The sequence below is a fragment of the Deltaproteobacteria bacterium genome (genome assembly GCA_021737785.1).
In the GTDB taxonomy this organism is placed as follows: Bacteria; Desulfobacterota; DSM-4660; order Desulfatiglandales; family Desulfatiglandaceae; genus AUK324.
Genome location: JAIPDI010000051.1, coordinates 21,849 through 36,118 on the forward strand (window position 1 = coordinate 21,849; position 14,270 = coordinate 36,118).

A 14,270-nucleotide genomic window follows, 5' to 3' on the forward strand; every position below is an offset into this window, starting at 1 on the left:
GTTTTCCATGGGGGCTGACCCCTGTCCGCCAAGGGCACCGTATCCGGGCGGACAGGGGCCTTTCCACAAACGCTTACGGAGATTGATTCCGATGCTGGAGTCCATCGTCCATGTGTGTCTGGCCGGTCTGTCCACCGGGATGTTCATCTGGCTGGTGGCCAGCGGGCTGACCCTTATCTTTGGTGTGTTGGGGGTCCTTAACTTCGCACACGGCAGTTTCTATATGTTAGGGGCCTATTTCTGTTATACCCTCCTCGGTTTCCTGGGGCACAATTTCTGGTTGGGTCTTTTGTTTGGACCCCTCTGCGTCTGTGTGGTCGGCTTTGTGGTGGAGAGATATTTCCTCCGCTATGTGTATCACCTTGCGCTTCCTTACCAGCTGTTACTGACGTTTGCCTTTGTGCTTCTCTTTGATGATCTGGTTAAGGTGATTTGGGGGGGCGGATCCATCGGCTCGCCCACGGTTCCGGGGCTTTCCGGATCCATCCCCATCCTGGGCCGTAACTTCCCCGTATACAACCTTTTTATCATCGGCGTGGGTCCTCTGGTGGCCGTGGGCATGTGGGCGCTTCTGGAGAAAACCTGGTGGGGCCGCACTATCCGCGCCGCCTCTTCAGACCGGGAGATGGCCTCGGCCATAGGGGTGCGGGTCCCGGCGCTCTTTACAGCTGTATTCGTCTTCGGAACCTGGCTGGGGGCCATGGGCGGCGGGCTTGCGGTGCCGTATGTAGGCCTGTTAACCCCGGGAATGGGGGAGGCCATTATCATCGATGCCTTTGTGGTGGCTGTCATAGGGGGTCTCGGCAGCCTCAAGGGCGCCTTTTTAGGCGCCCTGATCATCGGGCTTTTGTCCTCCTTCGGCACCCGATTTATCCCTACCTTCGACATGTTTCTGACATTCATCCTGATGGCCGCGGTGCTGCTCTGGAGACCGCAGGGCCTGTTTGGGGAGGCCGCGTAAATGAAGCGCTTCTGGCCCTATATATGTGTCGCCTTGATTCTGGCGGGTCTGATGGCCATCGGTCTTTTTGCAGGGAGATTTGTGGTCTATATGAGCATGCGGGTCTTGATCCTCTCCATCTTTGCATTGGGGTACAATCTCCTCCTGGGACGTACCGGCCTTCTCTCCTTTGGCCACGCCGCCTTCTACGCAGGCGGTGCTTATGGATTGGGATTGCTCTCCATCCATGTGACGACAAATCCCCTGCTGGGAATCATGGCGGGGATGGGATTGGCCTGCATCATGGCCCTGGTGATCGGGTTTTTCTGCGTCCGGCACACGGAAATCTATTTTGCCATGCTGACGCTGGCCTTTGGAATGATGGTCTTTTCCCTGATCTGGAATCTGCGGGAGGTGACCGGCGGAGATGACGGGCTGGTGGGAATTGTTCGGGCGCCGATCTCTTTGGGGATTGCCACGTTCTCTATCTCCGAGACAAGCCACTACTATTTCTTTGTTCTTTTCTGCTTCCTCCTGACGGTTGTTCTTGTTTACCTTATCAGAAAGTCTCCCTTCGGGCTGGTTCTGTCAGGAATCCGTGAGAACGACCGCCGCGTTGAATTCGCAGGTCTATCGGTCAGGAATTATCGACTGGCCGCATTTGTGATCTCCGGGTCGTTCGCAGGGTTGGCGGGTGCATTGGGAGCGCTCCTTGAGAGTTACACCAATCCCTTTTCAGCCCACTGGAGCCACTCGGCCGAGCCGATCCTGGTGAGCCTCATCGGCGGGATACAGACCTTCACCGGACCGATTGTGGGGAGTATCATTTTTATCGGCTTCCGGGAGATCATCGAACGCTTCACTCAGAACTGGATGCTCTGGTTCGGTCTCATCCTCCTGGTTATCATTATGGGCCTCAGGGGAGGAGTTGTGGGCGGGGTCGCCCAATTATTTCGTGGCGAAAAAAGTCATGTTGCCGCATCAGGGGGTGCCCGGTGAACGCGCCGCTTCTGGAGATCAAGGGGCTGAGCAAGGCATTCGGCAGGGTTATCACAGCCAATAACCTGGACCTGACCATTGACCAAGGGGTCTTGACGTCCATCATCGGTCCCAACGGCGCCGGGAAATCCACTCTTATTAATATGCTGTCCGGTTCTCTCCCTGCGGACTCAGGACAGATCCTCTTTGAAGGCACGGATATCACCCGTTTGTCGATCCATCATAGGGTAAAGATGGGTCTGTGTCGCTCTTTTCAGGTGGTGAATATCTTCCCCGACCTGACGGTTTTTGACAATGTCCAGATCCCGGTCCTGGCCGTGCGGCGAAGGGCCCGGGGGCTGTTTCGCCCTGTGGCCCGGGAAGCCGGCGTTCACCAAGAGGTGGGCCGGGTCCTGGACCGCGTGGGGCTGGCGGCAGAAGCCCACACCATTGCCGGTGCCCTTTCCCATGGGGACCAGCGGTCGCTGGAGGTGGGCATCGCCCTGGCCGTGAGACCCCGGCTTCTCTTGTTGGATGAGCCGACCGCAGGCATGAACCCTGTTGAACGGGTGAGGGTTCTGGAAAATATCAGGGGATTATCAGCGGAGGGGAAGACGACGTTTGTTATTGTGGAGCATGACATGGATATCGTGTTTTCTCTTTCCGAGCGGGTGATCGTTCTCCATCATGGGGAGATTATTGGAGACGGCACCACACAGGAGATCCAGAACAGCCCTATTGTAAGGGAGGTCTACTTGGGTGAAGAGGTGGCGGCATGATCCTCCGGGTGGCAGCCATTAATGCATACTACGGGACGTCGCATATCCTTCAGGATGTCTCCTTCCAGGTGGATTCCGGAGAAGTCGTTGCCCTGCTCGGCCGAAACGGCGTGGGCAAGACCACCACCTTGCGATCCATTATGGGCCTCACGCGGCCCCGTAGCGGCTCTATCCGCTTCAGAGATGCGGAGATTCTCGGAAAGGCCCCGGATGCCATTTCCCGGCTGGGGTTGGCCTATATGCCCGATGATCTGCGCATCTTTCCCGATCTCACCTGCGAAGAGAACCTGGAGATCGCCCGCCGGCTCTCGCCCCATTCGGGTCATTGGACCCGCGAGCGGGTGGAGGCGCTCTTTCCCGTGCTGCGGGCACGGCGTAGACAGAAAGGGCTGAACCTCTCGGGCGGTGAGAAAAAGATGCTGGGTCTGGGACGGACCCTCATGGCCAACCCCGGCCTGATTCTCCTGGATGAGCCTTCCGAGGGTCTGGCCCCATTGATCGTGCGCAGCCTGATTGATGTTATCCGGGAGATACGGGAGAGGGAGATGACCCTTCTCCTGGCCGACCAGAATCTGAAATTTTGCCGACGGATCTGTGACAGGGGGTATATCCTTGAGAAGGGATGCATCGTGCACGAGGGGACCATGGATGGCATCTGGGGTGATGATGCGGTGATCAAGAAATATCTGGTACTGTAGCCCCCTTCAGAACCTTGACGAAATTTTCAGAGGTGACTCCCCGCCGGGCATAAAAAGGAATCCCTTCAACTGACCCATTATACCGCCTGCCCTGCCACGAATTCCCCACCATCCGATGAAAACAGGATTCAATGTTCAGGACGGGTGTCGCGGGAAACGGCCCTTCCAAAGGGGCTGAACTTCATCATTCAGGATCTTGAAGACGGCCATATCTTCTTTGATGAGGTGGTCCGGGAAGAATCTGCAGAGCGCGGCATCCCTTGTAATCTTCTTGTTCTCTTCGAAGATGCTCAATGAAAATCCGGTCAGAGAGGGCTGACAGTAATCCTGTAAGTACCCCCTATCTTTTCCCTGAGCTGAATCCTTATCTTGTTTTTTGGATCCTCGAAAGTATCCTTTCCACCGATGTCGTATGCCGCTCCTTCCAGATGGGGTATGGAGGGATTTGCGTCCATCAGCCTGACGGGTGCCTTTCCATGGCGGCATTCGGCGATCCGATCATCGGCAACCATGATCAGGATACCGCTTCCGGGCAGGTTCTTGTCGAATCCGATGGGCTGGCGGTTTTCCACCAGATAATAGGTGGCAGCAGAAATCGGAATTTTGACCACCAGGGTTTCAGCCGAGCCTTCTTCGAGAGGGTCCAGCATGAGTTCAGCCCTCTCTCCCGGTCTCACGATCTTGATCTTGGATGTATCCAACCAGTTCAATCGCATCTTGGTCCAGGAGGAGAGGCCGGGCGGCGGCAGGTTCCACCTATAGAAATGGCACGACATCGGGTCCCAGAAACCCATATTGATGATCGCATCGAGGAAGGTTTTGCGCATAGGGCCGGGTTTTGCCTGCAGATCATGATCGTACAGGCATGGGACCATTCTTTTTCCTTCCCTCACCCCCCCGAGGATGTGGGCGACATCATGAAACAGGGTTCCAAGATGGGCCTGGAAACAGAAAATAGCGACCCCTCCCTTGACACTCTCGCCGCTGGCGAGTTTCAGGGAGTCTTTCGAGCCCCATCCAAGCATGCCGGGGTATCCACATAGCCCGATCATCCCGTATTCCTGAAGGCTTGCCTTCATGAAGATGACCGTAAAAGAATATCGGGAAAAGTCCACCTCCTTGTCCGCTTGGTGGAGCGCATCATCGATCAATTCCCTTACCCTGGACTTGTCCACCTGGAGATTCCGGGACGAGATCCTGTATCGACTGACGGGCTTCGGCATTTTTATCCAATCTTTCGTTACATCAACCTCCAGAGAAACTTTCCCGTAGGACATCTCTCTTATGTAGGCGTTCAAGTGCCTGGTGAATCGCATTTGAACGCGGTTCTTGTCCACGGAATTATCTACGTCGGAAAAGGTTACCAGGATAACGATACCCTTCACGCTGGTTTTCCCCTGCAGCCCCAATTCTTTCACGGATGCATCCCGTCCGAAGGCAGGGGGCAGGATCGCCATGAAAGCAAGAATTGCGGCTCCAAAGAGCAGGAAAGAATAAGCTGTCTTGTTCATCTTTACCTCCCACCTATTCGGTTGCGGTTGCGTCCCAAACGAAGGATTGGACAATCTCCTTATACCACGCACTCAGCCCATGGGGTCGGATTTTTTTGCCCTGAATGGCTCAGCCGAGGAAATTGGAATTGGAAGAGTGCATGCAACAATTTGGGCTGGAAATGAATTCCCAAAAGACCCGCCTGAATGAGTTCGGCCGATTTGCTATGGAGAACCGAGCGAAGCGAGGTGAAGGAAAGCCTGAAACGTTTGATTTTATGGGATTTATGCACATTTGCGCAAAGACCTGGAAGGATGGCTATCGCACTGTGAAGCGCAAGAGTATATCGAGGCGTCTTCGCCGAAAGGTCAGAGAGGTGGGAGAAAAGCTCAGGACATCAGGCCTGCTATTTTGCCTATGCCGTTCACAGATTTATCGCTACCATACCATGGAACGCTTTTTTCATCCAATCAAAATCGAAACACCACAACATATGGCATGATTCCTTGAGTGTTCAGGATTTGGATAGGCGGGGCCATCGTGGCTTTATGTAATTCCCAAAAACGGCATATACCAAAATGTATTGTCAACCCGCACTATCTCAGAAATCGTTCAGATATTGAGATCAATTCTTAGCTCAAGACGGTTTCTTAATTTGTGGATACGAGTGGATGACCTCGTCTTCAACTTATCATAGATGGGTTTGGTATTCTTGAGTTCTTTTGTCATTTGCCGCCCAACAGTATGCCAGTTCTCATGGATACATTTGCAATTCCTAATTGTTTGGTCTATCGGATTCATTCTTCGGCTTAGCCGCTGTTTCAATGAATGAATGAGGACTAATGGTCGCTTTCCCCTCTCAACTGTTTGTTGATAAGGGCCGAGGAATTATAGCAGTTTTAATTTCCCCTGCTCAAGTGCTGGTGCTGAACTGGTGAGTAGATGGGACTGCTATTGCCCCTTCAGCTCGCGGTCGCAAACAATGCAGGTGCCCGCGCGTCGACTGCTTCGCCGATACTTTGCCACTGCCGTTTCGATGTGACCGCTCACATCATTCCCCTTCAACATGTCGGAGATGACCGCGACCGCCCCTGCCCTCGGCATGGCGTACATCAGTCCTCGCGCACCCTCATACGAGCAGTTCAACGCAGCAAGAGCCTGCCCCCAACGCAAGGCTCGGACTACCGCCTTTTGACATCTTGTCAGGTTCAGCAAGCGAGTTCGGTCGGAGAGCAAAGCGTGAACGAATCCAGCGGAACACCAGTCGCCGCTTCCAGCAGCATCTTTGAGTCGCGGAGCGGGAACAGCGGGCAACTCCTCTTCATGAACAGTCTTCCGACCTTGTCGAATCGTAACCGTCAATCCGGCACTGCCGCGGGTCTCTATCTCTACTGGAACTTCCGCATCAGTGGCGGCATCCTGCACACTCGACAGTCTCTCGTGGGAATACTTGAAAACGTGGCACGCATGTAAGCACTCATCAAACAAGCCGGGGTCTTTGATGCCGGACGGCTCGAATACGACAAGTGCCCCATTCTGTCGCGCATGAGTGGCAATCTCAAGGTTCGCCCGAGCGACCCGATCAAAATAGAACAACGATGCAGATGGTATCGACGCGACGAGTTCGTTGAGATCCCGCTGAAGCCATGGACGATAGTTCGCGGTGTGAACTCCACATTTGGGACAGATTCGGCTGAACCGGTGCCGTGCAGCCCCCTGTCCGTTGAATACGATCTCCTGAAAGACGATCGGGGTCTGCGCAGTTGTCTCTCGCAAAAGGAACCGCGTGTCGACCGACCAGTGCTCCAAATCCTTGACGAGCTCACGCCCGGGCTGATCATCGCCAATACGAGCTATCGGTGCGGATTTCCACCCAAGGTATGACAAAATCGCCAAGACGTTGCCGCAGGAACCGCCGGCAAAGCGCCGTTCCGTTGTGCGCCCATTGATCGACCGCACGATATCCAAGGCGACAAAGCCAGCACCAAAGCACCACTCCTTAGCCATTACTCTTGATCTAGATTGTTGGGGCATATCATTCTCCATACAAATCATGCCTTATAGCACTCAAAGGTCGTCTCAGCCGGGACATTGCCGGTCAGGTTATATCCCTGGGCATCGACGTGAACAGCGCCCACCTTAATCCGGAGACCCCCCGCGACGCCACTGCGACAGCCCGTAGGCAGCAAGTAGAGCCCCCAAAGACAGAAGCTTCGACGACATCGCCGACGAAATCGGAGCCGATTGCCAGCCGAGGTCGCGGAGCACGGCGAACACGTTCCCGCACGTCCCGCCCGCCCAGTAGCAGGGCTCTTCCGGCCGTTCCTCGGAGAGAACAAAAGCGAGAGCCAAGAGGCCGATCTCGGCCGCTAATTGTGCTGCGTCTGCGGTCATGGGCTGTTTTTCCATTCGGCGTCTTCCCTGCTGCCGTGCGGCGCGTAAGCCTCGCCACTTAGCCAAACGTGCACCAGTTCCGCGGTCTGTGCACCCCAGACCGCATCAAGATGGGCGAAGTTGACCGAATAGCTGAGGGTCTCCACGTACATGATGGTGAAGTCCCGTTCAAGGGCGGCCATGAGGGCGCCCACTGCAAGCGCCTTGCTGCCCACCGGTGACAGGATAATCTGGGAGCCGCCGATGTCGGCGAAAACCCGCTTCCGAGAGTCGTCCATCCGGAGGATGGTGCGATAGAGGTCGAGGGGACTCCGTTGGCTGGCATAGACGATGTCCCGGCTATCGACCCGCCAAGTGTTTTCGAATTCCTCCGAGTAATGCTCGATTAGCCGGTCGGGGAGACGCGGGTCGTCGTCCGCCGGGAATGGGAGGATCGGGCAGAAAGCGTGTGGCTGGACCCGCTGCCGGATTCGCTCCAGCACGGGCCGCTTTCCCCTGGCGAGTTGGGGCATCCAGAGGCGCGCCGCCCGGGATCTCGCGTCCAGCCCCCAACCGCCCTTGAACCCGTGGACCGCGTCCGCTACATCGGTCGGGGTTGAGCGGATCTCGGCGTCCGTCCCCGGATTTTCGGCTACTAAGAGATGGAGGTTCAGGCCCTGGCGCTCTGTCACGGTGAGGAGGTATCGGACGATTGGGAATGCCACGCCGATGGAGAGCGCGCTGAAATCGACAAAGAGGTCTGTCAGGTCGTCGATAGCGAGATCGCTGACGAGGCCGACAGCCGTCCGTCCTCCGACGACCGCGTTGTCGGCCGCGAAGACGTCGAGTCGGATGACGGAGCAGTCCGGGAGGAGCCGGCGAAGGGCCTCTTCGTTTTGGTCACCCCGGGCGACAAGCTCGGCGTCCGGGCGGGGCCGTTCTTCCCGGACAAAGTACCCTCGGGCCCGCCCGTCGGCATATTGGGCTATGTGCCTTGCGACAGCCGTTGACCGCGGGTCGAATCCGGCGCCGGCTACGAGCAGCACCCGTCGGTCGGGCTGGGAGAGGTATTCCCGCAGAAACTTATCGGTGTGCTGTCCCAGGTGATAGATGCAGCGGCCCCAGCGCAGATTGGTCATGGCCGCGGATCCTCAAGCATCGCGGCTAGTGCCTGCGGGGTGCTCTCGACGAAGCCACCCCGCTTCAGGGCCAAACCATGCTTCAGGACAACCATGCCACCGAGCTCGATGAGGCACCACTCTTTCCGTTTGCACGGGTAGTGCGGTACCAGGGTGACGGCGTTGTAGGCGACGCCGAACTGGAGCACGTGCGCGAGTTCGGGGTGGGAGTCAGGGAGCGCGTCGAAATCCTCCTGGAGGATACCGAAGGCGTTCGGCGTGAGCCACCCGTTCGGCTGTTCCGTCACCTCGACGCACCGAGCCGCAATCGCGGTGACCAGCCGGCGGACGAGGAGGTGCTGGGGGAAGTTCCACCCTTCGATGATCTGCTCGCCTCGCTTGCGGAGGAGCTGATGCTGAGTGGTGGGGGTCAAAGATGCCGGTTTGGAGCGTATGATCTGCGTCGCGGAGGTCTCGACGAGAATGGCCGCGAGCTGGAGGAACTGCTCGACATTCTCCGAGCTGGCGTCGCACAGGTCGTCGATGCCGTAGTAAAAGGGTCGGTCGAACCTCTGGAGGAGGTGGAGCCGCGCCGCCTCGTAAACCGAAGAATTCGCGGAGACCGGCTGTGACGGCTCCTGGTCGTACTCGGTCCCGAAGAGGCTGGGGCCCCTGCGCCGCTTGTCGTAGCGGTGGAGCATGACGGCGACCATCGCAAGGCCGACGTCCTCGTCGACCGGTCTGCCGCCCACCCGGAACTCGGCGACCTTTCTCTCGAAGGTCTCTCGGCTGCTATCGGCGACGTTGAGCCGTCGCTGCGCCGCGTCGACCATCTCTCGCAGCCGCCGGCACTTCGACGACGCGAGGGTTGGATCCTCATCGCTGAGTAAGTCCCCGAGGACCACCAGATCGCGGGCGCTGAGGAGCGGCATCCGCCGGAGGTAGCGGCCGGCCATGTCCTTCGCTATACGGCGGAAGTTTGTCCGGTTTTCCCGCCGCGGCCCGCTGCTTTGAAGGAGAACCACCTCTGTCTCCCGCTCTTGGCTGAGACCGGGGTAGCTCGCGGCGTCCGAGAGGTCCTTGGTAACCGCGGCGAGCGCTTCCTGGGGGAGGAGCACGTCGAACCGGGCGATCATCCATCTGGCGATCCGGAGCTCCCGCCGGATAAGCCACCGCTGTAGTGCGTGGAACTGTTCTGGGTGGAGGACGTGGGCGTCGTCGAGGATCGCGAGTGGGCGGAGCTCGAGGGTACGCTTCTGACCCTCGGGCCCGACCCGCACCCGGACGTGCTCAATGATGTCGAACGGCTGGTACACGGCAGTCGCCTCCGGCGGGAGGTCGGCCTCGGTCGGAGCTATCAGTGCCCCTATCACCTGGTAGAGGGCCTTCTCGACCGCCCGGGCGCGGCGCCCGATGTCTTCTCCCTTCACCCCACCTATGGACTCCACGATGGACTCGGCGCCGGCCCGCGGCACCACCTCAATGTTGTCCGGCGCCACCCCGGCGGCGGCGAGGTGGCGGAGCCAGCCGAGGACGGCGCGGGCCTGGATGAGGGCGGTCATGAGCCGAAGCTTGAGCGACTCTCCGTACGGGAACTCCCAGAACTCGCGGTAGTCGGTTTCAAGCGGAAGCCGGCAACCGAGGACAGCCGGCTGCTCGCCGTTTAGCGCCCCGCACTCGGTGAGCGCGCCGACTAAGGCATGGTAGGTGGATACTGAGCTGTTCCGGAGGAGCGCGGCGAGACTCGGGAACTCGAAGAGTCGCGCCAGGGTCGTCTTCCCGCTCCCGGGGGTGCCCCGCATGAGCACGAGCCGGTCGTAGAGCCGGCCGGCATGCCCTGGCTTCTTCAGGTAGAAGGTGACCGGCTCAGGGCTGACGATGGCGAGGAAAGCCTCGTCATCGCGAAGGAACTCGGTGGCGCGGCGCTCGAATGGGTTATCCATGGTTATTCCTCCCTCATGTGTGCCGCTGGCGGCGGCGGAAGAGCGGCCGCATGGAGTGCTTACCCTTCTCGCCCGGGGTGTCGGCCCACAGCAGGGAGAGCGAGTTGTTCGGCGTATTGTGCTCAAGGACCAGTGGCAGGGCGCACTTCCCGAACCCGAGCCGGGCGTCCTCGCCGCCGAGCTTCATGTGCTTTGTCTCGATCACGTCGTCGTAGTAATTCTCAACGAGCTTCAGGAATTCTCCGTGATGTGCCTGATCCACCGGGAAGCTCTCCGGGAGGACCATGCCATAGGAGAACTTGACCCGTTCGAACCAGTCCTGGCCGGCATCCCGCCGCTCCTTGAGCACACCCGCGTGCCGCTGCTCAGCGGTTTCCCTCGCCCGATGCGTCGCGAGGTAGTGGTGGACACAGAGTACCCACGTGGGTTCGAAGTGGGTGCCCGCCACGCCGGCCTCCTCGACGTCGTCCCAGAACCGGAGCATCTTCCCATTCCAGCGGTTCTTATCCTTCTCCCACCGCAGCAGCGTGGTACCGCTAGCAATGAAGTCGTCGACCAGGAAGACGAATGCGAACTGGGCCTCGGGATCTTTCAGGTCATCCTGCAGGTCCTTGAGCAGGTCGTCCCACTTCGCCTTGTTGATCCGGGGGGCCGTGACGACCTGTTCGTTGCTCACCAAGCCGGCGTTCGCCCGCCGGAACACGTCGATACGCGCCCCATCGCTCAACTCGATGAAGAGGGTCTGGCGGAGAAGCCGGTCGTATAGCGCTGCCGCTTTCGTGTTCGCCCACAACCTGTATATAGGGACGTCGGACTGGGCGGCCGCCTTCTGCATCAACCGCCACTGCACCGTCTCCGGGAAAAAGAGTTCGACCAGGTGGTTCATCTCCCCGGGGCTCACGTACACCAGATACTTTCGGACGAAGCCGTAGGCCGTCTCCCGCTCGGCGAGGGTCGGGAACTGCTGGAGCCAGTCGGCGAGGCTCTCCACGAACCGCGCCCCGGCTCTGAAGTCCTGATAGCCGTCGTACTTCATCTTCGACATCAGGTCGAGCCAGGCGAACTCCCTCCGTGACTGGTCGGTGCCCCACTTCATTATCTCGCTCAACTTGCCGAGTATGAATTCCTGGTTCATTGTCCCCTCACCATTGGTCGCTTTTCCAGACCGAACCGCAGCTCGCTCTCATTCGCCTCCAGTCGCCGACAATGATTCAACAGCAGCCATGCCAGGCCAGATTTAAGAACGGTTTCAGGTCCGCGCACAGGCATTCCAACAGCGTTACAAAGTCTTACCATCCTCCCAAACTCCTCGCAATAATAGGTGCGTGAAGCACCCTCATACGCTATTCCCCGAGTCTTCGATTGCATCCAGGTTGATGCGCACAGCACCCGAGTGGGGCTGAAGCGCGGTCAAGTACCGAATGGTAGCAGAAGGTCCAAGACACCCTCGCGGGGTGAGGTTCCAGCATGAGCTTGGGGCCGAAGAAACTTCATCGACGCTTAGGGAGAAACGGTGTCGAAGCAACTCGAAGTCATTTCCGGGCCACCCCCCTCGGTCGCCGATGCAGAGCAACATTCGAGGGGATACAAGCTCTGCCAATTGTTGCACGACCGCCATTTTGGATGTCTCTGTCTCAATGATGTCGATGGAATGCGCCGAGCATAGCACTCGAGCACTCGGGACTCCCGCTACCAAAACCATGTCCATGAGATGTTGATGCAGGTCCACGCGTGGTTCGGCATCGTTCGGGGTTACCGTTATCTGCGAGGGTCGCAGTTCGATGGTAGCAAGGGATGCGAGCAACTTATCCTCGGTGAGTATCTTCTCTATTGCTATCATCGTGGCTGCGGCGGGCCTCGTCTTGTCGGGTTTTGTGTCGTCTGCAAGGGTGCCTACGTCGGCACCATTGTAGTATCCAACATACACCTTCTTCCAGATATTTGAGGGAAGTGCATCTCGTAGGGCCTGGCGAACCGAACGCCCCCGCCCAGTTGCAATACCTATGGATAGGCCGAGTTTGAGAACGCGCAACAAAACGTCAGCGGTGGCAGACGAAACCGGGTCGAAGCGTTCAGACTGATGGACGAGAGTGCCGTCGTAGTCGAGAACGACTGCACCAATGTCGGCCTCCGCGAGTTCTTTTCGAAAGGACTCGTACTCACTGATGTAGATGGAGCGAACGGCGTCAGAAGTAGAGTTCAAGCGCCGTAGCTTCCGATCGACGGCAAGGGGGACATTGATCTTGCTCTTGAAGCTATGGGAGGGTGCAAGATGAAACAACCGCCTCCCGAAGTCAGGCACAGTTGGTTTACCCGGATCGGTGCCAAGGCGCTCAGCAACCTTTAGCGTCCAGTGAAGGGCTTGGGCGAGGAGATCAATTGTGGCAGAGGGACCCTTTTGTTTTGTAATGAGTCGGACCACTGGCACGTCTTTGGGGAGGAGCCGAAGGGTCTTCATGGCAAGCGCTTGGGTTTCGGGCGTGATTAACGTAAGAACGAATGTGGATGAATAGCGCTGCGCGAGCCAGAGATGCCTCCCATGGCCGAAGTTGCGGTAGTCTGAGATTTGAACATGGAGGAGCGCCGACTCGTGCAATCTCGACTCAAGGTCAGTCGCTATTGGCGACGACCAACCAGCGTGAAGAACGACGACGGAATCGCGCCCTTTCCATGAATCGTCAATGAGCGGGCGCTGGGGTTCTGTGAGCGGATCGAAGCAACCATAAGCACGGGCGATAATGACCATCGTCGCCAACAGTGAGTTCGTGGCAAGATATCCGTCCTTCCCCGACGGAATAGGATCGTCCAACACGTATCCCCGGGAAAATGCACAGACAGCAGAAGCAAGCGGGCTACCCTTTTGGGTGCAGATCGCGCCGATGCTAGGGACTTCGGCAGCAACTGCAGCTCGAGCAGCTGCAAGAACGTCCTTGTTCTTGCCTGAGGCAGACAGAAAAAGGACGCTTCGAGCGTGGAGTGCTGCTTCGTCGAGTAACAGCTCAAGCGGTGTCGCGTGCCTGCTCATGCCACGCGCGACGCGTCGATGAAGAAGGGCAGCAAAGTGAGCTGCGGCGGATGAACCTCCTGAACCAACTGCGACGAGAGATGCACGGCAGGTTTCATTGACGAAACGCTGCATCACATCGATTGGCAAGGATGACGCCCACGTAAGCGTATCCGAGAGCGTCTTGATCTCGGAGGCGTAGCTCTTACCCACTTGTTCCTCCGAGGTATTTTCCTGGTTGAACCCTCTTCATGCTTATCTGTCTCCTTTCTCTTGGTGGGGCGAGTCGGCCGCTTGCTCACCAGTGCCTTTCGCATCGTCGGCGCCACCGGACACAACCTACACATCGGCAGCCGACTTCTTGAACTTCCAGAACATGCCGACCCGTCGGCCCGGCATGTTCACTGAGAGAGCCAGTTGCAAATGGTATCGCGGTTCACACCGTGGTAGCTCGCGATTTCATCGAAAGAGAGTCAACGATCTTCCAGAATGCATCCTCTCGAAAAGCAGCGGCGCCAAATCCTAATTTTATATCCCGATCCCGGCTTTATGGTCAAGCGGAACTTTTCGAACATCATCTGACTGGAGCGAACGGTGCCGAATAGACAGGAACGAGAGGGCAAGAAGCTGTATTCGCTGCACATCAAGCTCGTATGTCCCAGGTTCTCGCCTGCCCCGGTTCACATGAACTAACCATGCACAACGATGAGAATATCCTCCAGGCGATGCAAAACGTCGGGGCCGAAGCCTTATTTAGCAAATCGACCTATAGGAATGAAATGGGGGATGAAATGGGGGACGGATGAAATGGGGGACAATCCTATATTGTTCCTGTCAAGAAGAAAAATGGATCAGAAAAAAATCAGAGAAAACAAGAGGTTAGAAACTGAATGGGTTTTTGGACACACGTCAACTGTGCCTGAAAGCCAGGTTTTTTTGCTGGCGA

Annotated in this window: 12 protein-coding genes; 5 read left to right on the forward strand and 7 right to left on the reverse strand. The window is 57.7% G+C overall.

Annotated features, from left to right (window positions below):
* The first annotated feature begins 91 nt into the window (after positions 1 to 91).
* Genes K9N21_19800 through K9N21_19815 form a run of 4 tightly spaced genes read left to right on the forward strand, consistent with a single transcriptional unit; the run spans position 92 to position 3,395 of the window.
* Positions 92 to 961: a branched-chain amino acid ABC transporter permease gene (locus tag K9N21_19800; GenBank protein ID MCF8146158.1), complete on the forward strand. Its 870-nt coding sequence runs from the start codon at positions 92 to 94 to the stop codon at positions 959 to 961.
* Positions 962 to 1,939, forward strand: a complete 978-nt coding sequence (locus tag K9N21_19805; protein ID MCF8146159.1) for a branched-chain amino acid ABC transporter permease — start codon at positions 962 to 964, stop codon at positions 1,937 to 1,939. It begins immediately after the preceding gene.
* Complete coding sequence (locus K9N21_19810; protein MCF8146160.1) at positions 1,936 to 2,697, forward strand: ABC transporter ATP-binding protein; 762 nt, start codon at positions 1,936 to 1,938, stop codon at positions 2,695 to 2,697. The genes K9N21_19805 and K9N21_19810 overlap by 4 nt, the downstream gene beginning before the upstream one ends.
* A complete protein-coding gene (locus K9N21_19815) occupies positions 2,697 to 3,395 on the forward strand; it encodes an ABC transporter ATP-binding protein (GenBank protein ID MCF8146161.1) in 699 nt (232 codons plus the stop codon). The genes K9N21_19810 and K9N21_19815 overlap by 1 nt, the downstream gene beginning before the upstream one ends.
* Positions 3,396 to 3,700: 305 nt before the next feature.
* Here the strand turns inward: K9N21_19815 and K9N21_19820 are convergent, their stop codons facing one another.
* Positions 3,701 to 4,906 (reverse strand): hypothetical protein, encoded by a 1,206-nt coding sequence (locus K9N21_19820; protein MCF8146162.1) that lies wholly within the window; start codon positions 4,904 to 4,906, stop codon positions 3,701 to 3,703.
* A 128-nt stretch (positions 4,907 to 5,034) separates the two neighbouring features.
* On the opposite strand from K9N21_19820, the gene K9N21_19825 reads away from it, so the two are divergent.
* A complete protein-coding gene (locus K9N21_19825; GenBank protein MCF8146163.1) occupies positions 5,035 to 5,388 on the forward strand; it encodes a hypothetical protein in 354 nt (117 codons plus the stop codon).
* Between the two features lie 449 nt (positions 5,389 to 5,837).
* Here the strand turns inward: K9N21_19825 and K9N21_19830 are convergent, their stop codons facing one another.
* The 6 genes from K9N21_19830 to K9N21_19855 all read right to left on the reverse strand — a co-directional run bounded on the left by K9N21_19830 (position 5,838) and on the right by K9N21_19855 (position 13,537).
* Entirely contained in the window at positions 5,838 to 6,893 is a 1,056-nt protein-coding gene (locus K9N21_19830; GenBank protein ID MCF8146164.1) for a carbohydrate kinase, read from the reverse strand.
* A gap of 132 nt (positions 6,894 to 7,025) precedes the next feature.
* Positions 7,026 to 7,295 carry a hypothetical protein gene (locus K9N21_19835; protein MCF8146165.1) on the reverse strand — a complete coding sequence of 90 codons (270 nt, stop codon included), beginning with the start codon at positions 7,293 to 7,295 and terminating at the stop codon, positions 7,026 to 7,028.
* Positions 7,277 to 8,398: a hypothetical protein gene (locus tag K9N21_19840; GenBank protein ID MCF8146166.1), complete on the reverse strand. Its 1,122-nt coding sequence runs from the start codon at positions 8,396 to 8,398 to the stop codon at positions 7,277 to 7,279. Before K9N21_19840 ends, K9N21_19835 begins: the two co-directional genes overlap by 19 nt.
* Positions 8,395 to 10,320 (reverse strand): hypothetical protein, encoded by a 1,926-nt coding sequence (locus tag K9N21_19845; protein MCF8146167.1) that lies wholly within the window; start codon positions 10,318 to 10,320, stop codon positions 8,395 to 8,397. The genes K9N21_19840 and K9N21_19845 overlap by 4 nt, the downstream gene beginning before the upstream one ends.
* Before the next feature lie 13 nt (positions 10,321 to 10,333).
* Positions 10,334 to 11,455: a hypothetical protein gene (locus K9N21_19850; protein ID MCF8146168.1), complete on the reverse strand. Its 1,122-nt coding sequence runs from the start codon at positions 11,453 to 11,455 to the stop codon at positions 10,334 to 10,336.
* A 201-nt stretch (positions 11,456 to 11,656) separates the two neighbouring features.
* Complete coding sequence (locus K9N21_19855) at positions 11,657 to 13,537, reverse strand: HAD hydrolase family protein (GenBank protein MCF8146169.1); 1,881 nt, start codon at positions 13,535 to 13,537, stop codon at positions 11,657 to 11,659.
* Positions 13,538 to 14,270 lie beyond the last annotated feature (733 nt).